Consider the following 20,644-nt stretch of genomic DNA (forward strand, 5'->3'; position numbering starts at 1 on the left):
GGTGGTGCCGAGCTTGTCACGCGGCGGCGACTTTTTTGCTCTCGGCCAGCACCAGATCATAAAGCAGCCGTGCACTCGGGGGCAGGGCGCGCTCCTTCACTGTGATCAGGCTGTACGGCCTGACGTTGATGTCAAAGTCGATCGGCAGCACCCGGACATCCGAAGCCTTTGATTTGTGGGACGCCAGGAACTGTGCCACGTCGAGCGCGATAGGTGCGATTGCATCGGTCTGGCAAACTGTCGCGCAGGTAAGCAGCAGCGACGAGGTGTTGACGATATTTTCCGGCAGCGACACACCGCGCGCCAGGAACAGGTCCTCGATCGTCCGGCGCAGCAAAGTACCTGCAGGCTGGAAGACCCAATCATAGCGCGGGAGGTCATCGAGGGACGCCACCTTCTTCTTGAGCAGCGGATGACCGCCCCGGACGATCAGGCAGGCCTTCTCCACGCCGATCTCTTGGACCTGGAACAAGCGCGGATTGAGGTCGTCAGGAATACGGCTGATGATGAAGTCGTGCCGGGCGGCGAGCAGCTCCCGCGCCAGCACGTTGCTCGTTTCGACCTGGATAGTCACCTCGATGCCGGGGAGAGCCGTTCTGACACGCTTGATCGCCGGCACGACAAGGCTCATGGCTGGCGCCGTAACCGCGCCGATGAAGACCGCGCCGCCCTTGCCCGTCTTCAATTCTGCAATTTCGCGGCCAGCTTCGCGCAGTTCCAGCATGATCTTTCGCGCGCGCCGTGCGAGCGCCTGTCCGAAGGTCGTCAGAACCACACCACGCGCGACGCGCTCATAGAGCGGCGTCTTCACGATCGACTCCATTTCCGACAGGATTCGCGAGGCGGCCGGCTGCGAAATGTTCAGCGCTTCGGCCGCGGCTGAAATTTGACCGCTATCTTCGATTGCGACGATCATCCGCAGGTGATTCAGTTTAAGCCCCGATCTCAGAAGGGCGTCATCACCGAAAATATCCGTGTGAATGTCCACATGGGCATGCGTCTGCGGGTCCGAAATAATCGTCATGGTTGCGGCCTCCCAACCGTGTTCCATCAAAAGTAATACTTTTTAACGATATACCAAAATTGTTATGCACTTTGCCAGTTATTCTATTTGACAGTTATAGGAATCCATACCAGTTTGCCGCCGTGTGCTGGTTGGCACTCAACACGTGTGAGAGCGTGGAGGAGACCTACTTCGTTTCTCACCATCTGAAGTATTATCCAAGACGGAACCTGCCACAGTTTCGGGGCGGGCGATTTTTCGTCCGTGCGTTTATTAACTAAGGGAGAGAGAGATATGAAATCCATTATCTCGTTGATGGCAGCGGCGGCCTTTGGCGTCGCTTCGTTCGTAATGCCGGCTATGGCAGCCGACAAGGGGACTGTCGGCATTGCAATGCCCACGAAGTCGTCCGCTCGCTGGATCGATGACGGTAACAACATCGTCAAGCAGCTCCAGGACGCTGGCTACAGCACCGATCTGCAGTACGCTGACGACGACATTCCGAACCAGCTGTCTCAGATTGAGAACATGGTCACCAAGGGCGTCAAGGTTCTCGTCATCGCCGCTATCGACGGCACGACGCTTTCCGACGTTCTCCAGAAGGCTCACGACGCAGGCATCAAGGTCATCGCTTATGACCGTCTGATCCGCGACTCGGGCAACGTCGACTACTACGCGACGTTCGACAACTTCAAGGTCGGCGTTCTGCAGGCAACCTCTATCGTTGACGCCCTCGGCCTCAAGGATGGCAAGGGCCCGTTCAACATCGAACTCTTCGGCGGTTCGCCGGACGACAACAACGCCTTCTTCTTCTATGATGGCGCAATGTCCGTTCTGCAGCCTTACATCGACAGCGGCAAGCTCGTCGTAAAGTCTGGCCAGACCGGCATGGACAAGGTTGGTACGCTGCGTTGGGACCCGGCAACGGCCCAGGCTCGTATGGACAACCTGCTCTCGGCTAACTACACCGACGCGAAGGTCAATGCAGTTCTGTCGCCTTACGACGGTCTGTCCATCGGCATCATCTCGTCGTTGAAGGGCGTCGGCTACGGCTCTGGCGATCAGCCGCTCCCGGTCGTTTCCGGCCAGGACGCTGAAGTTCCGTCGGTCAAGTCGATCATCGCTGGCGAGCAGCACTCCACGATCTTCAAGGACACCCGTGACCTCGCAAAGGTTACCGTCGGCATGGTCAACGCTCTGATGGAAGGCAAGGAGCCTGAAGTCAACGACACCAAGACCTACGACAACGGCGTCAAGGTCGTTCCGTCCTACCTGCTGACCCCGGTCGCAGTTGACAAGACCAACTACGAGAAGATCCTCGTCGAAGGCGGTTACTACAAGGCTGACCAGCTGAAGTAATAATTGTACCACGTTGGCCGGAACCTGCTGCTTGCGGGTTCCGGTCTTCAATTTTATGATCGCCGCGCCCCTCTCGGCTGCTGGCGCTGGATTTTGACCATGGACAATACAATCCTCGAAATGCGGAACATCACCAAGACGTTCCCGGGCGTGAAGGCGCTTGAGAATGTGAACCTCAAGGTTCGGCAAGGTGAAATCCACGCATTGGTGGGTGAAAACGGGGCCGGAAAGTCGACCCTGATGAAAGTTCTCTCCGGCGTGTACCCGGCCGGAACCTACGACGGTGACATCGTTTATGAAGGCGACGTCCGTCATTTCAAGGCGCTCAAGGACTCCGAGGAAATCGGCATCGTCATCATTCACCAGGAGCTGGCGCTCGTGCCGCTCCTGTCGATCGCCGAAAACATCTTCCTCGGCAACGAAGTCGCCCAGAACGGCATCATCAAGTGGCAGGAAGCCTTCAAGCGCACGAAAGAGCTGCTGAGCAAGGTCGGCCTCAAGGAGTCGCCGGAAACGCTTGTTACCGACATCGGCGTCGGCAAGCAGCAGCTTGTCGAAATCGCCAAGGCGCTTTCGAAGAGCGTGAAGCTGCTCATCCTTGATGAGCCGACAGCGTCGCTCAACGAAAAGGATTCCGATGCGCTGCTCGAGCTCCTCATCGAATTCCGCAACCAGGGCCTGACGTCGATCATCATCACGCACAAGCTCAACGAAGTGCGCAAGGTCGCCGACCAGATCACGGTTCTGCGCGACGGCATGACGGTCAAGACACTCGACTGTCAGACCGAAGAGATCAGCGAAGACATCATCATCAAGAACATGGTGGGCCGCGAGCTCGCCGATCGTTATCCGCCGCGCTCCGTGCCGATCGGCGAGACGATCCTCGAGGTGAAGAACTGGAACGCTTACCACCAGCACCACCGTGACCGCCAGGTCCTTCACAACATCAACGTCACCGTCCGCAAGGGCGAGGTGGTCGGCATCGCGGGATTGATGGGCGCCGGACGCACTGAATTCGCCATGAGCCTGTTCGGCAAGTCCTACGGTCACAAGATCCACGGCGACGTCTTCATGCACGGCAAGTCCGTCGATGTCAGCACCGTTCGCAGGGCGATCGATGCCGGTCTCGCCTACGTAACCGAGGATCGCAAGCATCTCGGTCTCGTGCTCGGCGAAAACATCGTGCACAACACGACGCTTGCCAATCTGGCTGGCGTGTCGAGCGGCACGGTCATCGACACCATCAAGGAATCCAAGATCGCGTCGGATTATCGCTCGAAGCTTCGCATCCGCAGCTCCAGCATCTTCCAGGAGGCGGTCAATCTTTCGGGTGGCAACCAGCAAAAGGTCGTGCTGTCGAAGTGGCTGTTTTCCGATCCCGACGTTTTGATCCTCGACGAGCCCACTCGCGGTATCGATGTCGGTGCAAAATACGAAATCTATACTATCATCAACCAGCTCGCCGCCGATGGCAAAGGCGTTCTGATGATCTCATCGGAAATGCCGGAGCTCCTTGGCACGTGCGACCGCATCTACGTCATGAATGAAGGGCGTATCGTTGCGGAACTGCCAAAGGGAGAGGCGAGCCAAGAAACCATCATGCGCGCTATCATGCGCTCAGGGGAGAAGAAACAATGACCCCGGTCAACCCTTCCGCCACCGAAGAGAGCAACGTCGTTTCCGTTGCGGACTACATCCGCGGTAACATCCGTGAGTACGGCATGCTCATCGCGCTTGTCGCGATCATGGTGTTCTTCCAGTTCTATACGGGCGGCATCCTGTTCAAGCCGGTCAACCTGACGAACCTTGTTCTGCAGAACTCGTTTATCGTCATCATGGCGCTCGGCATGCTGCTTGTCATCGTGGCGGGGCATATCGATTTGTCGGTCGGCTCCATCGTCGCCTTCGTCGGCGCGGTGGCGGCTATCATGACCGTCAACTGGCAGATGAACTTCGTGCTTGCGGGCATTCTCTGCCTGATCATCGGTGGCGCCATCGGCGCCGCGCAGGGCTACTGGATTGCGTATCACCGGATTCCGGCCTTCATCGTAACGCTCGCCGGCATGCTCGTCTTCCGCGGCCTCACGCTGTTCGTTCTCGGCGGCAAGAACATCGGCCCGTTCCCGAAGGATTTCCAGGTCATCTCGACGGGCTTCCTGCCGGGCGACATGATCGATATCGGCGGAATTCCGCTCCATTCGACGTCGCTAGTCCTGACCGTTCTCGGAACTGTCGTCCTCTTTTATCTCGCCTGGCGTCGCCGCAAGGTCAACGAGAGCCATGGCATCGATGTGGAGCCGATGAGCTTCTTCATCGGTCAGAACCTCATTCTTTCGCTGGCGATCCTGTTCCTCGGCTATCAGTTGTCCAGCTACAAGGGCCTGCCGAACGTTCTCGTCGTCATGCTCGTGCTGATCGCGGCCTACGCCTTCGTGACGCGCCGCACCACGATCGGTCGCCGCATCTACGCCATGGGCGGCAATGAAAAGGCCACCAAGCTTTCGGGTATCAACACCGAGCGCCTGAGCTTCTTCACCTTCGTCAACATGGGCGTTCTGGCCGGTCTCGCCGGCATGATCATCGCGGCCCGCCTGAACTCGGCAACGCCGAAGGCGGGCGTCGGCTTCGAGCTGGATGTTATCGCAGCCTGCTTCATCGGCGGTGCTTCGGCATCCGGCGGCGTTGGCAAGATCACCGGTGCCGTCATCGGCGCGTTCATCATGGGCGTCATGAACAACGGCATGTCGATCGTCGGCCTCGGCATCGACTTCCAGCAGATGGTCAAGGGATTGGTGCTTCTCGCTGCCGTCTTCTTCGACGTTTACAACAAGAACAAGGGCTAAGCGCTTCGGCGCTGCCCAGGCATTCGCAGTCATGTGAACTTACCAATCCGGCGCCTTCAGGGAGCCGGATTGGCGGAGCATTTTCCGCGCAATCGAAAAAAGGATGAAGACCGTGCTCATTTCGCAGATCAAGGGTTCGAACGGAGAGATCATCGTCGCCGTGCGCGAGCCGGGCGGTACCGCGAAAGCCGTCAAGAACGCCGGCAGCGTCTATGCGCTGGCCATGGAAGCCGCAAACGGCGGCAAGTCGCTCGCAGCGGTGATCGAGGCGCATGGTCTCGGTGATGCCGTCGATCTCGAAAAGGCTTATGCCGAAGGCAAGTTCCTGCCGCCGATGACGCATCCTGACGCTGCGCATCTGCATCTGACGGGCACCGGTCTGACGCATCTGGGCTCGGCCGCAACGCGCGACTCCATGCACAAGAAGACCTCCGAGGCGGCTGAGGAAACGCTCACCGACTCGATGAAGATGTTCAAGATGGGTCTTGAGAACGGCAAGCCGAAAGCCGGCGAGAAGGGCGTGCAGCCTGAGTGGTTCTACAAGGGCAACGGCTACGGTTCGGCTGCTCCTGGCACTCCGCTCGTTTCCCCGTCCTTCGCGCTCGACGGTGGCGAAGAACCTGAGATGGCCGGCATTTATGTCATCGCTGAAGACGGCACGCCTTTCCGGATCGGTTTTGCGCTGTCGAACGAGTTCTCCGACCACGTCACCGAGCGGATCAACTATCTCTACCTCGCGCACTCCAAACTGCGCCCGGCAAGCTTCGGCCCGGAAATCCGCATCGGCGCCGCGCCGGACGACATCCGCGGCACCTCGCGCATCAAGCGCGGTGACAAGGTGATCTTCGAGAAGCCCTTCCTGTCGGGCGAGGCGAACATGTCGCACACCTTCGCGAACCTCGAATACCACCACTTCAAGTACGGCCTGTTCCGTGTGCCCGGCGACGTTCACGTCCACATGTTCGGCACCGCGACGCTGTCCTTCGCTGAAGGCATCAAGGCGGAAGAGGGCGATGTCTTCGAAATCGAAGTCGCCGAGTTCGGCCTGCCGCTGCGCAACCCTCTGAAGATTGCTGCCGAAGAAGAGATTGCTGTCAAGCAGCTCTGATTTCGCAAGGCCCGGCCGCCGCTTCGGCGGCCGGACCGTTTTTCAAAAAACGGTAAAGGAGGCCTCATCGGGCCATGACCATCTATCAAAATCTCATCGCCGGCGAATGGGTCGGCTCGGACGCGACCAAGAACATCAATCCGTCTGACACCAACGAGGTTGTTGGCCTCTATGCCGACGGCACGGCTGAAGACACCAGAAATGCCATCGCGGCCGCCAAGGCAGCCTTTCCTGCCTGGTCGCGTTCCGGCATCTGGGAACGCCACGTCATCCTGAAGAAGGCTGGCGACGAGATCATGGCTCGCAAGGACGAGCTTGGGGCGTTGCTTGCGCGCGAAGAGGGCAAGACGCTTCCGGAAGCGATCGGCGAGACCATCCGCGCCTCACAGATCTTTGAATTCTTTGCAGGCGAGGCGCTGCGGCTTGCAGGCGAGGTTATCCCGTCGGTTCGGCCAAACATCGGCGTCGAGATCACCCGTGATCCGCTCGGCGTCATCGGTATCATCACGCCCTGGAATTTCCCGATCGCGATCCCAGCCTGGAAGATCGCACCGGCGCTGTGCTACGGCAACACCATCGTCTTCAAGCCGGCCGAACTTGTTCCGGGCTGCTCCTGGGCGATCGTCGACATCCTGCATCGCGCCGGCCTGCCGAAGGGCGTCTTGAACCTCGTCATGGGCAAGGGCTCGGTGGTCGGCCAGGCGATGCTCGACAGCCCCGACGTCACCGGCATTACCTTTACAGGTTCCACCGGCACCGGCCGACGCGTCGCGAGCGCCTCGATCGAGCATAATCGCAAGTTCCAGCTGGAAATGGGCGGCAAGAACCCGATGGTGGTTCTCGATGACGCGGACCTCACCGTCGCCGTCGAAGCTGCCGCCAACTCGGGCTTCTTCTCCACCGGCCAGCGCTGCACGGCGTCCTCGCGCCTGATCGTCACCGAAGGCATCCACGACAAGTTCGTCGCGGCGCTGACGGAAAAGCTGAAGACGCTGGTCGTCGACAACGCAATGAAGACGGGCACGCATATCGGCCCTGTCGTCGATGAAAAGCAGCTGAAGACCGATACCGATTATATCGAGATCGGCAGGAAGGAAGGCGCCAAGCTTGCCTTCGGCGGCGAGCTCATCACCCGCGAGACGCCTGGCTTCTACCTGCAGCCGACGCTATTTACGGAAGCGACCAACCAGATGCGCATCAGCCGTGAGGAGATCTTCGGACCCGTCGTCTCGTTGATCCGCGTCAAGGACTACGAAGAGGCACTGGCAACGGCGAACGACACGCCGTTTGGCCTGTCAGCCGGTATCGCCACGACAAGCCTGAAGCATGCAACGCATTTCAAGCGCAATTCCGAAGCCGGCATGGTTATGGTCAACCTGCCGACGGCGGGTGTGGATTTCCACGTCCCGTTCGGCGGCCGCAAGGGATCGTCCTATGGCCCGCGCGAGCAGGGCAAGTACGCGGCCGAATTCTATACGTCGGTCAAGACCGCTTATACGCTGGCCTAGTGATTGCAAGGACGATGCGAGCCGCCATCGGCGGCTCGCATTCTTTACCCTGCCGATGTGAGCCGATCAGCTCTGGCTCTGGCTCTGCATCTGTCCCCGATCCTCTACCTTGACGACGACCGAGAGTTTCTCCCCCGGCGTGCCGATGCGCATGCCCGAAACGGGGGCGGCATCGCGGTAGCAGAGACCGGAGGCGACGCGCACATAGCGTGCATCGGGGCAGATGTTGTTGGCGGGATCGAAGCCTACCCAGCCGAGGCCGGCCACATGCGCCTCGCCCCATGCGTGGGTTGCAGCCTGCTCCACCTTCTCTTCCATCATCAGATAGCCGGAGACGTAGCGAGCCGGCACCCCAAGGCTCCGCGCGGCTGCGACGAAGATATGGGCGTGATCCTGGCAGACACCACTCTTTTTCTCCAGCGCTTGCTCCGCTGTCGTTTCGGTATCGCTGGTGCCGGGTCGGTATGCCACCATTTCGTGGATGCCGGACATCAGCGCGTGCATGCGTGCCAGCTCGTTGTCGCCGCTCACGCTCTTGGTCAGATCCTTGATGAGTTTCCCGGGCTTCGTCCTTGGCGTCTCGCGCAGGAAAAGCCACAGCGGGCAGAAGCCGCTGTGAGGGCCAAGGACACCGTTTCGATCTTCCGTTTCGACCTCGCCCTCGGCGACGATCCGTGTCGCCTGCTGCTCGCCTTCGAGCGAGACAAGGTTGATGTGGTTGCCGAACTGATCGTCATACTCGACCTCCGGCTTGGCACCCTCGACATGCAGCGACCAGTTGAGGATCGTTTGTCCTGTCACCGTCGGCGGTGTTAGCCGCAGCCGCTGCAGCGAGAAGACCGACGGTTCCTCATAATGGTATTCCGTGACGTGGCTGATCTTAAGCTTCATGTCGTGCCCGCCTATGCATAGAACCGGTAACCGTCGGAAATTTCCATGCCGAGCTGGTTGTTGCGTGTGACGAAATCTTCCAGAAACTCATGCAAGCCCTGATCCATGATCTCCTTGATGGCACGCGTCTGCAGCGTCGTGCGGATGGAATCGGCCGTGTCGTGCGCCGGCAGCCGTTCGCCGTAGTCCTTGGCGAGATAGCCGAGCTCGCTGACGATCTTTTCGTAGCAATAGGCGAGTGAGCGGGGCATCTGGCCGTTGAGGATCAGGAAGTCGGCAATGTTCATCGCGCGATATTCGCCGTCATAAGCCCAGCTGTAGGAGCGGTGGGCGGAGACCGAGCGCAGGATGGACTCCCACTGGATGTTGTCGATCGACGTGCCGACAGCGGAGACTGACGGCAGGAGTACGTAGTACTTCACGTCGAGAATGCGGCTGGTATTGTCGGCGCGCTCGATGAAGGTGCCGATACGGGCGAAATTGTAAAGCTCGTTTCTGAGCATGGAGCCATGGAAGGCGCCGCGGATTAACCCGGCGCGATGCTTGATGGCATCGATCGCTTCCGGCAGCTCCGCCGGCTTCAGCCGCTTCGAAAGGAGGGACTTGAGTTCGATCCAGAACTCGTTCGTCGCTTCCCAGGTTTCCCTGGTCAGTGCCGTGCGCACCATGCGGGCGTTGTTTCGCCCGTAGTCGACGCAGGACATGACGCTCGACGGATTGGTGCGGTCGCGCAGCAAGTAGTCGATGGCATCGGCGCTCGTCAGCTTGCTGTGGCCCTCGTCAAAGGTTTCCCGGACGCCAGCACTTTGCAGGACGCCGTCCCAGTCGTCGTCACCGGTTCCGCTTCTGGTCAGCGACATGCGCAGGCCGGCATCGATAAGGCGCGCGATGTTTTCGGCGCGCTCGATGTAACGGAACATCCAGTAGAGTCCGTTTGCAGTTCTTCCGAGCATCAGTCCTCCAATACCCAGGTATCTTTCGTGCCGCCGCCCTGGCTGGAATTGACAACCAGCGAACCCTCTTTCAGGGCCACGCGTGTCAATCCGCCGGGGATGATCTGCACTTTGTCGGAGACGAGAACATAGGGGCGCAGGTCCACGTGGCGCGGCGCAATTCCCTTGTTGACGAGAATGGGCACGGTCGAGAGCGAAAGCGTCGGCTGCGCGATATAGTTGGCGGGCTTGGCCTTCAGCTTCTCGGCAAAATCGGCGCGTTCCTTTTTGGTCGCCGTTGGGCCGACCAGCATGCCGTAGCCGCCGGAACCATGGACTTCCTTGACCACCAGTTCCTCGAGGTGCTCGAGCACGTACTTAAGGCTTTGCGGTTCGGAGCAGCGCCAGGTCGGGACGTTTTCGAGGATCGGCTTGCGTCCGGTATAGAACTCAACGATCTCCGGCATATAGGAGTAGATCGCCTTGTCGTCCGATATGCCGGTGCCCGGCGCATTGGCGATGGTGATGTTGCCGGAACGATAGACGTCCATGATGCCGGGAATGCCGAGCGCTGAATCCGGCCGGAAGGTGAGGGGGTCGAGGAAGTCGTCGTCGACCCGGCGGTAGAGCACGTCGATCGCCTCGTAGCCGCGCGTCGTGCGCATCTTGACCTTCCCGTCGATGACACGCAGATCCGAGCCTTCGACAAGCTCGACTCCCATTGTGTCAGCCAGGAACGAGTGCTCGTAATAGGCGGAGTTGTAGATGCCGGGCGTCAGGACAGCGACGCGCGGCTTGCCCTTGCAGCCAGGAGGCGCAAGCGATGCCAGGCTCTGGCGCAGCAGATAGGGATAGTCCTCGACCGGCCGGACCTTGTTGGCATGAAACAGGTCCGGAAACATCTGCATCATCGTTTCCCGGTTTTCCAGCATGTAGCTGACGCCGGACGGGGTGCGGGCATTGTCTTCCAGCACATAGAATTCATCCTCGCCGGTGCGCACGATATCGGTGCCGACGATGTGGGTGTAAACGCCGCCCGGCGGCCGGAAGCCGATCATCTCGGGCAGGAAGGCATCGTTCCTCTCGATCAGTCCGCGCGGAATACGGCCGGCGCGGATGATTTCCTGCTTGTGGTAGATGTCATCGAGGAAGGCGTTGAGGGCGATCACGCGCTGCTCGATGCCCTGGGCGAGTTTGCGCCATTCGCGACCGGAAATGATACGGGGGATGATGTCGAACGGAATGAGCTTTTCGGAGGAGTCTGCGTGTCCGTAGACAGCGAAGGTAATGCCGGTCTTTCGGAAGATGTTCTCCGCGTCCCGGCTCTTGGCGATCAGATGCGCCCGATCTTGGTTACTGTACCACTCAAAGTATTTTTCATATGGCTCTCGCGGACTTTCGCCCCCGGTGATCATTTCATCAAATGCCAAAGGTGTGGCTCCCCTTTTTTCTTCATTTGAATACAACGCAAATGGCAATGCAAGAACCATGCACAGTTTGAAGGTGAGATTCGTAAAATCCTCGGAAGCGATAAAAAGAGTCGAAAAACTGGGCATTTACGGAAGTCGCACCTAGGTCCCGCCGCCATTGGTGCCCGGCAGTCGCTCAAAATGTAAGCATCTGGCTATTTTCAGATCGGCGTTCGATTCATTTTCGGCCCGCGCCCGCTCAGCGGCTGACTGCCCGACGATCAACGAAACTTCAGGTAAGCATCAACGCTTCGCTTTTGACGAAGGGCCATCGGCCGGCTATCAGCGTCGCAATCCATTGCCCCAGGGTCACGTCATGTCGCTCGATCGCTTCGCTCCCGCCATCTTTGTCCTGCTCTGGTCGACCGGCTGGGTCGTGGCGAAATATGCTGCTATCCATTCGGAGCCCTTCACCTTTCTTGCCGTACGCTATGCGCTGTCGGGGCTGGCATTCCTGGGGCTTTGCCTTGTCATGCGTGCTGCATGGCCGGGCAGGGCGGTCGCCTTTAGGGCGGTCTACTCGGGCCTTTTCCTGCACGGCTTCTATCTGGCTGGCCTCTGGTGGGCGATTGCCAACGGCGTGCCGGCCGGCATATCGGGCATTATCGCGGCGCTGCAGCCGCTGTTGACGGCGATGGCTGCACCGCTGCTCGTCGGCGAGCGGTTGCAGGGAATCCAGAAGGCAGGGCTAGTGCTTGGTTTCCTCGGCATCGCGATTGCGATATCGCCGAAGCTCCTCGATCCGGCGACGGCCGATCTGGCGCATGCCGCCGTGCCGTTGGCAATCAACCTTATGGCCATGGGCTCCGTCACCTACGGGACGCTTTATCAGAAGAAGCATTTGCAGACCGGCAACCTCCTGCCGATCGCCACGCTGCAATATGTCGGTGCGCTGATCGTCACGTTGCCGCTGATGCTTACATTCGAGCGCATGCATTTCGACGGATCGGCACAGGCCATCGCGGCGCTCACCTGGTCGGTCTTCGGGCTGTCGATGGGCGGCGTTGGGCTGCTACTCTATCTCATCCGCCGCGGTCAGGTGTCGCGGGCGGCATCGCTCATCTATCTGATGCCGCCGACGGTGGCGCTCGAGGCCTTCATTGCCTTCGGTGAGCCGCTGACGCTTCCGCTGATCCTCGGCACCATCGTCGTCGTGACGGGCGTCTATTTGACTAACCGACCAGCGAAGGTCGCTCCACAAGATACGACCGAGCTGCAGCGGGCCTAGGTAGCCTCGCCTGAAAAGGCGATAAGGTTTCCATCGGGGTCCTGCACGATGAAGGTGCGGGCGCCCCATGGCTCGGCCCGCAGAGGCTGATGGAATGGGGCGCCGGCAGCCTGATATTCCAAGAACAACTGCTTCGGATCATCGACGGTCAACGTTGCAGAGAGGGCGTCGACTTCTCGCGCTCTGAAGCCGGTGTCGAAGACAGGCGCGCCGACCTTTCGCAGGTTCAGGCGTGCGCCGTCGCGAAACACCTGGGCATAAAATGGCGGCTCTCCGTATTGGAACGCCACTTCAAAACCCAGTTTCCGAACATAGAACTGGCATGAAACGTTGATATCAGAGACGAAGAGTTGCGGCTCCGCGGAGAGGACGAACGGACGTCTGTTGTCCGATGCTGTCGATTTCGTCACGGTTTCGATCCCTTTGATCAGTGCGGGCCAATCCGCAAAGCCATGCTTTCGGGCAACAAGCTCCTGTGCGTCGCTGAGCTTGAAGTCGGCGTCCAATATCTCTCGATCGCTTTGATCCCGATATCTCGGCAGGATCCACCTGATCTGGGCCGCAACGGGATAGTAGCGTTCGCGATGCCATCGCAGGTACGACTTGGCTTGTTTTCTGAGGTTTTCGATATTTGGCATGGGCGCGGCCTACGTTTGACTTTGTCGTACGTAGGCGGGCAATGCCCCTCCGGCCCGAAGCCGACGCGCCCTACAGCAGCACCAACATGCTAATGCAGCGGGCCGATTGCCACAAGGCAGGATTGTGAGATCGCTTTGGCGCCGTGAGACGCGTATTGCAAAGGGCGGGATTTCTCCCGCCCTTTCTTTAGAATTAGGCGCGTTCGCGACGCTGGCCGTTGCCACCGCGCGACGGACCGCCGCGACGGTTGCCGCCATTGCCTTCGCGACGCTCGCCGCCACCGTGAGCCTGCGCACCACGATCTTCGCCGTGCTTGCGGGCCGGGCGACCGTGCGCATTGCGGGCGCCACCGCCGGGGTGATGACGGTTCTCGCCGTTGGCATGGTTGCCATGCTGCGGGCGCTGCGGCTTGCGGGCCGGACGGAAGTCCGACGTTGCCGCCAGATCGTTGTCGGGGCCGGACGTCATCGGCGTAGCCTCGCCACGGCGCTGGCCGCGGAAGTCTTCGTTGCGCTGGGTCTGGCGCTCGGGACGGGGACGACGCTCGCGGCGCTCCTCATTGTTGGCGCGGACTTCGTCGCCAGCTTCAGGGCGCGGACGACGCTCCGGGCGGCCACCTGCACGATGGCCTTCGCCACGGCCTTCGCCGCCACGACGCTCACCGCCACGGTTTTCACCACCACGACCCTGGCCGCGGTTGCCACCGTTGCCGTTGCCGCGGCGGGGAGCCGCGTTCATGTTGGCAGGCGCGTCACCGCTTGCGACCGCGATGTTGATGTTCATCAGGCGTTCGATATCCCGCAGGAGGCGGGTTTCATCCGGTGCGCAGAAGGCGATCGCGATACCGTCGCGGCCGGCGCGGGCGGTACGGCCGATGCGGTGGACATAGGCGTCCGGAACCTCAGGCAGGTCGTAGTTGTAGACGTGGCTGACGGCCGGGATGTCGATGCCGCGGGCCGCGACGTCGGTCGCGATCAGCGTCTTGACGTCGCCGTCGCGGAAGGCCTTGAGGGCGCGCTCGCGCTGGCCCTGGCTCTTGTTGCCATGGATAGACGTCACGGAATAGCCGACGTGGTCGAGATGCTTCATCAGCTTCTCGGCGCCATGCTTGGTGCGCAGGAAGACGATGGCGCGTCCGTCAGGGTTCTCGGTGAGCGACTTCTTCAGGAGGTCCGTCTTGTCGTTCTTGCCGTTGACGAAGTGAACATACTGCTCGACCTTGTCGGCCGCCTTGCCCGGAGGCGTCACTTCGACGGTGACCGGGTCCGTCAGGTATTCGCCGGCGAGGTCGGCGATCGACTTCGGCATGGTTGCCGAAAACAGCATCGTCTGGCGCTTCTTCGGCACCATCTTGGCGATCTTGCGCAGGTCGTGCACGAAGCCGAGGTCGAGCATCTGGTCGGCCTCGTCGAGAACGAGGTAGCGTACGGCGGTGAGGCCGATGGCGCGGCGGGCGACGAGGTCAAGCAGGCGGCCGGGCGTGGCAACGAGGATGTCGGTGCCCTTTTCAAGCTGCAGCTGCTGCTTGTTGATCGATACGCCGCCGACAACGACGTTGATGCGCAGGTGCGATTTGCGCAGGAAGTTCTTCAGGTTCTGGGCGATCTGGTTCACCAGTTCGCGGGTCGGGGCGAGGATCAGCGTACGGGTTGTCCGGTTGTCCGGACGCCGCTCTTCAGGGATGATCTTTTCGATAATCGGCAGACCGAAGGCGGCCGTCTTGCCGGTGCCGGTCTGGGCAAGGCCGATAAGGTCGCGGCCTTCGAGTAGAAGCGGGATCGCCTTTTCCTGAATGGGGGTCGGCGTTTCGATGCCGAGCTGGAAAAGTGTGGCGACGATCGGCTTGGAGATGCCAAGCGATTCAAAATTGGTCAAGTCATAACCTTTTTAGGGCGCGCCAAAAAAATCGGCCGGGTCGCAAAATGCGGCCCGGTGTCATTCTGGCGTCAAGAACCCCGCGTGAAGTGGGAACTTGTCTTGTTGGAAAAAGCTTTCCAGCGCTTCTGCCGCGTCTTGGGGTGCGGTCTATTCGAAATGCGCTTTTGCCCTTCTTCCTGCATCCTATTTACTGGCAGGGGCACGCTCACGCGGCGGCCGGAAGGTGAAAGCTGGCCTGCATTTGGTCTAGTTCAGGGGAAAAGTCAAGGGGACCTACTGATGGATCATCGGCAAAAGGGGGCGGTGACGCCCCCAGCCCAGTGCGGATGTCAGTAGCAGACCCTTGTCCTGTAGGCTTCGCCCCAGCCGCTGCGACGCCATTCTATATGGCAGCGCGGCGCGTAGTAGGAGTTCGAGTAGTAGGGCCGGTAATAGCTTCTGTAGTAAGGCCTATAGTACGGGCGATAGTAAGGCCTGTATCCATAGTATGCCCCGTACGCGTAGTTAGGCCGATAGTAGGGTCTGTAGTAGCCGCCGCCATAGTAGGGGCCGGGGTGGCCGTAGCCGTAATACGGATAGGGCCTGGCGACCTGCGACAACAGGATGCCGCCGACGGCTCCAGCGGCGACGCCGCCCCAGAAGTCGCTGTTGGCGTTTGCAGGCGCTGCCGGGATGACGGGCGCACTCGCCAGGGTCAATGCCATGAAGCCCGCCGCCATGCTTTTATGAAGTACGGACATGATCGTCTCCTTTCGTAGACGAAGCCTATTCTCGAAGCCGTCAGGCGAAACCGTTCGGGTATACGGGCCAACTGAACGAGTTCCTCGTAGAAACGAGTGAAACTATACCACAGTTCCGAGATGTTTGCTTGCCCCGTCCGCATCGGCGGACGATGGCGATCGATGACCGGGTTTGGAAAACTTGCGACCTATTCTCCGCCGCCGGGGAATCATGGTTAATGCGTTGTTAAAGAGGGTGCGTCTATTGTCGTTCGATGAACAAGCCACTCTTGACCGGGGAACAGTGTTGACGGCGGACGGGGACCTTCTCGAACTGGCCTGCCGCCGGATCGCGGATCTGGATTGCCCGGCCTACGTCAAGAACAGCGAGCTGCGCTATGTGGCAGTCAACGAGGCTTATGCGTCCTTCTTCGGAAAGGCGATCTCCGATTTCATCGGTCGCCGCAGCCGCGAACTTATCGATATACCGGAAGAGGAGGCTCGCGAGGACAAGGAGAGGCGAGCTCTAGTCTTCGCAAGCGAGGAAAGCGCTGTTTGTTTCGACGCTGGCGGCGTCGAGCACCGGCGTGCGCGGATCGAGAGCTTCTCGCCGTCTGAAGGCCGCGTTTATGTCCTAGGCATCTTCGAAAGGAAGGTTCCACGCAACAATGGCGACCCGTCGATCGCCATTCCGACACCATTGGCATCCGAGGTAGCACGCAGCCAGGCTCTGACCGAGGACCTGCAAAGCATTCTCCGCGCTCTTCCTGTCGGCGTCATGATCCTCGACGACTCGCGCGACGTTCTCTACGCCAACGACGAGTTCTACGAGGTCTGGGATCTGCCGCGCGACGACCGATTCGACGGCTGGGCCTTCATCGACGTCATCCGTCGCAACCACCAGCTCGGACGGTACGGTGACAGGCTGACGCCGGAGCAGATTTTTGCCCGACGCGAGGCACATTTTGTCGCTGCGGAACAAGAGCAGCCGGTGGAGCTCGGCTGGGTCAATGGCAAGCGGGTTCTCTTCGAGGGGCGCCGACTTTCCAACGGCCGCGTGCTGCTGTCCTATGCCGATGTCACTGCTGTCCGTCAGCACGAGAAGGAAATCCATGAGACGCGGGCGGCTCTCGCGCGTCTCGGGGACTTGATGGATGATGCGACGAGGGCGATGTCGCAGGGGTTGTTGATTGTTCAGGACGGCAATATCCTGCTTGCCAGCAACCCGCTCAGCGACATCCTTGCCATTCCGTCGGAATACCTTGCCGTTGGCCGGGGATGGATCGATCTCTTCCAGTTCTGCGCCAAACGAGGAGATTTCCACGGTCAGGAGGACGAGATCCTGACCGGTTGGCGCGACAACATCGCCGCCAAGAAGCCGATCTCAACACCGTTCCATATCGCCGGAGAGCGGTGGGTCAACCTGGACGCTACCATCAGCGAGCGGCAGCATTGGATCGCACTGTTCACCGACGTCACCGAAGCGAAGCAGCGCGAGGCCGAACTCGAGCGTCTGCTGTCGCGTGCTGAAGCCGCCGATCGCGTCAAGTCGGAGTTCCTCGCCAACATGAGCCATGAAATCCGCACGCCGATGAACGGCGTTCTCGGCATGGCTGAATTGCTGGCGAAGACCGATCTCGATACCCGTCAGAAAACCTTTGTCGACATCATCGTCAAATCGGGCAATGCGCTGGTGACGATCATCAATGATATTCTCGACTTCTCGAAGATCGATGCGGGGCAGATGACCCTCCGGCGCACGACGTTCGATTTGGTCGAGGCGATCGAGGACGTCGCGACCCTCCTGTCGTCGCCGGCCGCGGAAAAAAGCATCGAGCTGTTGGTTCGCGCGGCCCCCGACTTGCCTTCCGCAGTGATTGGCGATGCGGGCCGGTTCCGCCAGATCATCACCAATCTCGTCGGCAACGCAGTGAAATTCACCGAGCGCGGCCACGTTCTGGTGGACGTAGGCTTCACACCGGGCGCTGAAGACGAAATCATGGCGTGTGTTCGGATCGAGGATACCGGCATCGGTATTCCGCGCGATAAGCTGGAGTCCATTTTCGACAAGTTCTCGCAGATCGATTCATCCTCGACACGACGCCACGAAGGAACCGGACTCGGACTTGCGATCACCGCGGGGCTGGTGGACCTGTTCGGCGGCTATCTCGAGGTGGACAGTCAGCCAGGGGAGGGGTCTGTCTTTACCGTGAACCTGCCTTTCGTCGTGGCTGCGGCGCAACTGGCTCCCAAACCCCTGCCTGTGAATGTCAGGGGCGCGCGAGTCCTCCTCGTCGACGACAACACTGTCAATCGCCAGATATTGACCGAGCAATTGGCTCTCTGGGGTTTCGATGGCGCCGCTGCCGAAGATGGTCCAGGAGCATTTGCCGTTCTCGATATGGCGGATGAGCTTGGCATCGAGATCGATGCGGTCGTGCTCGATTACCAGATCCCCGGTATGAACGGCGCTGAGATCGCACGAAAGCTACGTGCCGACAGCCGCTTCGAACGTCTGCCGATCATCTTTCTGACCTCGATGGACATTTCCGGTACCGAGAAAGAGTTCGCGGCCCTTAACGGCCAAGCTTATCTGATGAAGCCAGCGCGGGCCAATGTGATGCGGAACACGCTCGTCGACGTCGTGCGTGCGAGCCGGACGAAGAAGATCCCGGCGGCGGCTATTTTGGCTGACGGTCAGGAGATCGCTACGACGATGCGCCCTGTGGCGGAAGAGAGAACGCCGGCGGAGTTTATCGACGTGCTGGTCGCGGAAGACAATGAAGTGAACCAGATTGTCTTCACGCAGATATTGCAGGAAACCGGCCTCAGCTTTCTCGTCGTCAATAACGGCCAGGAGGCCGTGGAGGTCTGGGGCCGCCTTTCGCCGCGAATCATCATGATGGACGTTTCGATGCCCGTGATGAACGGCCATGATGCGACGCGCGCGATACGCGAAAGAGAGCGCGGAAATGGCCATCGCGTGCCGATTATCGGGGTCACGGCGCATGCGCTGGACGCCGACCGCGAGCGTTGTATCGAGGCAGGCATGGATGACTACATGTCGAAGCCGATCAGCCCTGAGTTGCTCCAGGAGAAGTTGGAAATGTGGCTGGGCAGGAACGAGCAAGAGGTAGGCTCGGCGGGCTACTCTAGGATTTGACGCCGCAGAGCATCTCGCGCTTTCCGGCGAAGCCGCTGCGGCGTTCCACCGTGAAGCCCGCCGCGATCAGGTTGCGCCGGACAAAGCCGGCGGCGGCATAGGTCGCAAAGGTTCCGTTGGTCTTTGTCTTTTCACAGACGAGGCGCATCAATTCCGCAGACCACATGTCGGCATTGCGCGACGGGGCGAAGCCGTCAAGATACCAGGCATCGAAGCCTGCCTGGGCAGCTCCGACTCCTTCGAGGGCGTTGCCGCAGACGACGCTGAGTGATGTCTGGTCATCCAGCCGCAAGGAGACCGTTGCCTTTGGTGTTTCCGGCCAAGCCGCGGCCAAGGCCAGCCGTTCGGCATCGATTTCGGCCCAATGCGAAAGCGCTCGGTCGATTTCTGCTCGCTGCATGGGATAGAGCTCGAACGACATGAAGTGGAGCTGCTGCCCAGCGAGCCGGTGGAGTTTCCATTGCCGCCATGTCTCGGCAAAGTTCAGACCCGTGCCAAAACCGAGTTCGCCGATCAGGAAATGGCTTTGGTCCTGCCAACGTTGCGGCAGGCCGTTCCCGGCGAGGAAGACGTGTCCACACTCCAGCCGGCCGTCTGTCTGGCAATAAAAGTGGTCGCCAAAGGCCGGTGAATAGGGCATATCGCCGTCGCGCCACTCAAGCGGTTGATGGGCGCCAGCACTTAGTTCGGGATCCGTATCTGTCATGCCACAAGCCGATAGTCCGGCGTCGTCTTCCGGTCAATCATCGACTGCGCTGCTGATCGTCGGCGGCGGGATTATGGGGCTATGGGCTGCGATTCATGCGGAACGCTTGGGCATTGATGCCATGCTCGTCGAAGCTGGTCGGCTTGGCCAAGGCGCCAGTGGCGGCCTGCTCGGGGCGCTGATGCCGCATATGCCGGACAAATGGAATGCCAAGAAGCAGTTTCAGTTCGATTCCCTGGTTTCATTGGAAGCAGAGATCGCGGCGCTGGAGCTGCAGACCGGCCTTTCCGCCGGCTACAGGCGCTCGGGGCGCCTCATTCCGCTGCCGAAGCCGCATCTGCGCGAAATCGCGCTTGGCCATTCCCGGGACGCGGAAGCGCGCTGGATAGCGGGGGAGCGGCATTTCCACTGGCATGTGCTCGACAGGCCTCCCCAGGAGTCCTGGGTCGATGCAGCGGCTGGGGAAAGCGGCTTTGTCTATGACACGCTGGCCGCCAGAGTTGCGCCGCGCTCATTCATCGCGGTACTCACCGCCGCGCTACGCGACGCACGGCATGTGCGGATCGTCGAACAGCTTGCGCTTGATGATCTCGATCTTGACCGCAACGTTGCGATGACTACCAGAGGTGAGATTGCTTTCGGCCATTGCATTGTCGCAGCCGGCCATCACTCCTTTCCGGTGCTGGAGCGCCATTCCCACGGTCTTACGAAGCCACTTGGCCAGCCAGTCAAAGGGCAGGCGGCGTTGCTCAAAGTCGATGTTGATCCGTCCAAGCCGACGATTTTTCGCGATGGATTGTATGTCGTTGCGCACGAGGGCGGTCGCGTCGCGGTCGGCAGCACGAGTGAGAATCGCTTCGACGAGCCGTTCTCGACCGATGGACAGCTTGATGGGTTGCTTGAAGCAGCTGGACAACTGGTGCCGGCATTGCAAGGAGCGCCTGTGCTTGAACGGTGGGCCGGCTTGCGGCCGAAGGCGATCGATCGCGATCCGATGATCGGCGTACACCCCGACCACGGTAGTCTGATCGCACTGACTGGCGGCTTCAAGGTCAGCTTCGGCCTGGCGCACCGTCTTGCGGCGGCTGCCGTCCATTTCGCGGCCGGCATGCAGCCGCCCTTTGCGCTGCCTGAAAGCTTCCTGCTTGCCCATCACATTCATGTGGCTTCACGCTAGACGTGAATTAGCATTTCCTGC

The 20,644-nt window shown here is 60.2% G+C and carries 16 protein-coding genes; 8 read left to right on the plus strand and 8 right to left on the minus strand.

Going from position 1 to position 20,644, the window contains the following annotated elements; genetic code table 11:
* Positions 1–16: 16 nt before the first annotated feature.
* Positions 17–1,024: a LysR family transcriptional regulator gene (locus FHT76_RS26525; protein WP_183861348.1), complete on the minus strand. Its 1,008-nt coding sequence runs from the start codon at positions 1,022–1,024 to the stop codon at positions 17–19.
* 273 nt (positions 1,025–1,297) lie between these two features.
* Here FHT76_RS26525 and chvE point away from each other — a divergent pair, with 273 nt between their 5' ends.
* From chvE to FHT76_RS26550, 5 genes are all read left to right on the plus strand, one after another.
* Positions 1,298–2,362, plus strand: coding sequence for a multiple monosaccharide ABC transporter substrate-binding protein (gene chvE / locus FHT76_RS26530; RefSeq protein WP_016554829.1), 1,065 nt, complete (start codon positions 1,298–1,300; stop codon positions 2,360–2,362).
* Positions 2,363–2,461: 99 nt separating this feature from the next.
* The gene (gene mmsA / locus FHT76_RS26535; RefSeq protein ID WP_183753989.1) at positions 2,462–4,000 is read left to right on the plus strand and encodes a multiple monosaccharide ABC transporter ATP-binding protein; all 1,539 of its coding nucleotides are present in this window, start codon (positions 2,462–2,464) and stop codon (positions 3,998–4,000) included.
* Positions 3,997–5,205: a multiple monosaccharide ABC transporter permease gene (mmsB, locus tag FHT76_RS26540; protein WP_114713454.1), complete on the plus strand. Its 1,209-nt coding sequence runs from the start codon at positions 3,997–3,999 to the stop codon at positions 5,203–5,205. Before mmsA ends, mmsB begins: the two co-directional genes overlap by 4 nt.
* Positions 5,206–5,317: 112 nt before the next feature.
* Positions 5,318–6,313 carry an AraD1 family protein gene (gene araD1, locus FHT76_RS26545; RefSeq protein WP_183861436.1) on the plus strand — a complete coding sequence of 332 codons (996 nt, stop codon included), beginning with the start codon at positions 5,318–5,320 and terminating at the stop codon, positions 6,311–6,313.
* Between the two features lie 74 nt (positions 6,314–6,387).
* Positions 6,388–7,821: an aldehyde dehydrogenase family protein gene (locus FHT76_RS26550; RefSeq protein ID WP_183753991.1), complete on the plus strand. Its 1,434-nt coding sequence runs from the start codon at positions 6,388–6,390 to the stop codon at positions 7,819–7,821.
* Between the two features lie 66 nt (positions 7,822–7,887).
* On the opposite strand, the gene FHT76_RS26555 is transcribed toward FHT76_RS26550, so the two are convergent.
* From FHT76_RS26555 to FHT76_RS26565, 3 genes are read right to left on the minus strand one after another with little or no spacing between them, the layout of a single operon-like run.
* On the minus strand, positions 7,888–8,712 hold the full coding sequence (locus FHT76_RS26555) for a transglutaminase family protein (protein WP_183861346.1): 825 nt from the start codon (positions 8,710–8,712) through the stop codon (positions 7,888–7,890).
* An 11-nt stretch (positions 8,713–8,723) separates the two neighbouring features.
* Positions 8,724–9,665 (minus strand): alpha-E domain-containing protein, encoded by a 942-nt coding sequence (locus FHT76_RS26560; protein ID WP_183753997.1) that lies wholly within the window; start codon positions 9,663–9,665, stop codon positions 8,724–8,726.
* On the minus strand, positions 9,665–11,074 hold the full coding sequence (locus FHT76_RS26565) for a circularly permuted type 2 ATP-grasp protein (protein WP_183754000.1): 1,410 nt from the start codon (positions 11,072–11,074) through the stop codon (positions 9,665–9,667). The genes FHT76_RS26560 and FHT76_RS26565 overlap by 1 nt, the downstream gene beginning before the upstream one ends.
* Before the next feature lie 355 nt (positions 11,075–11,429).
* On the opposite strand from FHT76_RS26565, the gene FHT76_RS26570 reads away from it, so the two are divergent.
* Positions 11,430–12,341: a DMT family transporter gene (locus FHT76_RS26570; protein ID WP_183861344.1), complete on the plus strand. Its 912-nt coding sequence runs from the start codon at positions 11,430–11,432 to the stop codon at positions 12,339–12,341.
* Here FHT76_RS26570 and FHT76_RS26575 read toward each other — a convergent pair.
* The 3 genes from FHT76_RS26575 to FHT76_RS26585 form a co-directional block, all read right to left on the minus strand.
* Positions 12,338–12,979 carry a VOC family protein gene (locus tag FHT76_RS26575; protein WP_183861342.1) on the minus strand — a complete coding sequence of 214 codons (642 nt, stop codon included), beginning with the start codon at positions 12,977–12,979 and terminating at the stop codon, positions 12,338–12,340. The genes FHT76_RS26570 and FHT76_RS26575 overlap by 4 nt on opposite strands.
* Positions 12,980–13,172: 193 nt before the next feature.
* Positions 13,173–14,855 (minus strand): DEAD/DEAH box helicase, encoded by a 1,683-nt coding sequence (locus tag FHT76_RS26580; RefSeq protein ID WP_183861340.1) that lies wholly within the window; start codon positions 14,853–14,855, stop codon positions 13,173–13,175.
* A 332-nt stretch (positions 14,856–15,187) separates the two neighbouring features.
* Complete coding sequence (locus FHT76_RS26585) at positions 15,188–15,598, minus strand: hypothetical protein (RefSeq protein WP_183861338.1); 411 nt, start codon at positions 15,596–15,598, stop codon at positions 15,188–15,190.
* Between the two features lie 286 nt (positions 15,599–15,884).
* On the opposite strand from FHT76_RS26585, the gene FHT76_RS26590 reads away from it, so the two are divergent.
* Entirely contained in the window at positions 15,885–18,740 is a 2,856-nt protein-coding gene (locus FHT76_RS26590; RefSeq protein ID WP_183861336.1) for a response regulator, read from the plus strand.
* Here FHT76_RS26590 and mnmD read toward each other — a convergent pair.
* Entirely contained in the window at positions 18,730–19,446 is a 717-nt protein-coding gene (mnmD, locus tag FHT76_RS26595) for a tRNA (5-methylaminomethyl-2-thiouridine)(34)-methyltransferase MnmD (RefSeq protein WP_183861334.1), read from the minus strand. The two genes, FHT76_RS26590 and mnmD, sit on opposite strands and share 11 nt — an antisense overlap.
* Here mnmD and FHT76_RS26600 point away from each other — a divergent pair.
* Positions 19,445–20,623 carry an FAD-binding oxidoreductase gene (locus tag FHT76_RS26600; protein WP_183861332.1) on the plus strand — a complete coding sequence of 393 codons (1,179 nt, stop codon included), beginning with the start codon at positions 19,445–19,447 and terminating at the stop codon, positions 20,621–20,623. The two genes, mnmD and FHT76_RS26600, sit on opposite strands and share 2 nt — an antisense overlap.
* The last annotated feature ends 21 nt before the right edge of the window (positions 20,624–20,644 follow it).

This window comes from Rhizobium sp. BK176, from assembly GCF_024808055.1.

Excerpts from the sequence above, each read along its gene's own strand:
- FHT76_RS26575 (WP_183861342.1), bottom strand. The coding sequence starts at position 12,979 with ATGCCAAATATCGAAAACCTCAGAAAACAAGCCAAGTCGTACCTGCGA.
- FHT76_RS26600 (WP_183861332.1), top strand. The coding sequence starts at position 19,445 with ATGCCACAAGCCGATAGTCCGGCGTCGTCTTCCGGTCAATCATCGACT.
- FHT76_RS26525 (WP_183861348.1), bottom strand. The coding sequence starts at position 1,024 with ATGACGATTATTTCGGACCCGCAGACGCATGCCCATGTGGACATTCAC.
- FHT76_RS26585 (WP_183861338.1), bottom strand. The coding sequence starts at position 15,598 with ATGTCCGTACTTCATAAAAGCATGGCGGCGGGCTTCATGGCATTGACC.
- FHT76_RS26555 (WP_183861346.1), bottom strand. The coding sequence starts at position 8,712 with ATGAAGCTTAAGATCAGCCACGTCACGGAATACCATTATGAGGAACCG.
- FHT76_RS26560 (WP_183753997.1), bottom strand. The coding sequence starts at position 9,665 with ATGCTCGGAAGAACTGCAAACGGACTCTACTGGATGTTCCGTTACATC.
- mnmD (WP_183861334.1), bottom strand. The coding sequence starts at position 19,446 with ATGACAGATACGGATCCCGAACTAAGTGCTGGCGCCCATCAACCGCTT.
- FHT76_RS26550 (WP_183753991.1), top strand. The coding sequence starts at position 6,388 with ATGACCATCTATCAAAATCTCATCGCCGGCGAATGGGTCGGCTCGGAC.
- mmsA (WP_183753989.1), top strand. The coding sequence starts at position 2,462 with ATGGACAATACAATCCTCGAAATGCGGAACATCACCAAGACGTTCCCG.
- chvE (WP_016554829.1), top strand. The coding sequence starts at position 1,298 with ATGAAATCCATTATCTCGTTGATGGCAGCGGCGGCCTTTGGCGTCGCT.
- mmsB (WP_114713454.1), top strand. The coding sequence starts at position 3,997 with ATGACCCCGGTCAACCCTTCCGCCACCGAAGAGAGCAACGTCGTTTCC.
- FHT76_RS26570 (WP_183861344.1), top strand. The coding sequence starts at position 11,430 with ATGTCGCTCGATCGCTTCGCTCCCGCCATCTTTGTCCTGCTCTGGTCG.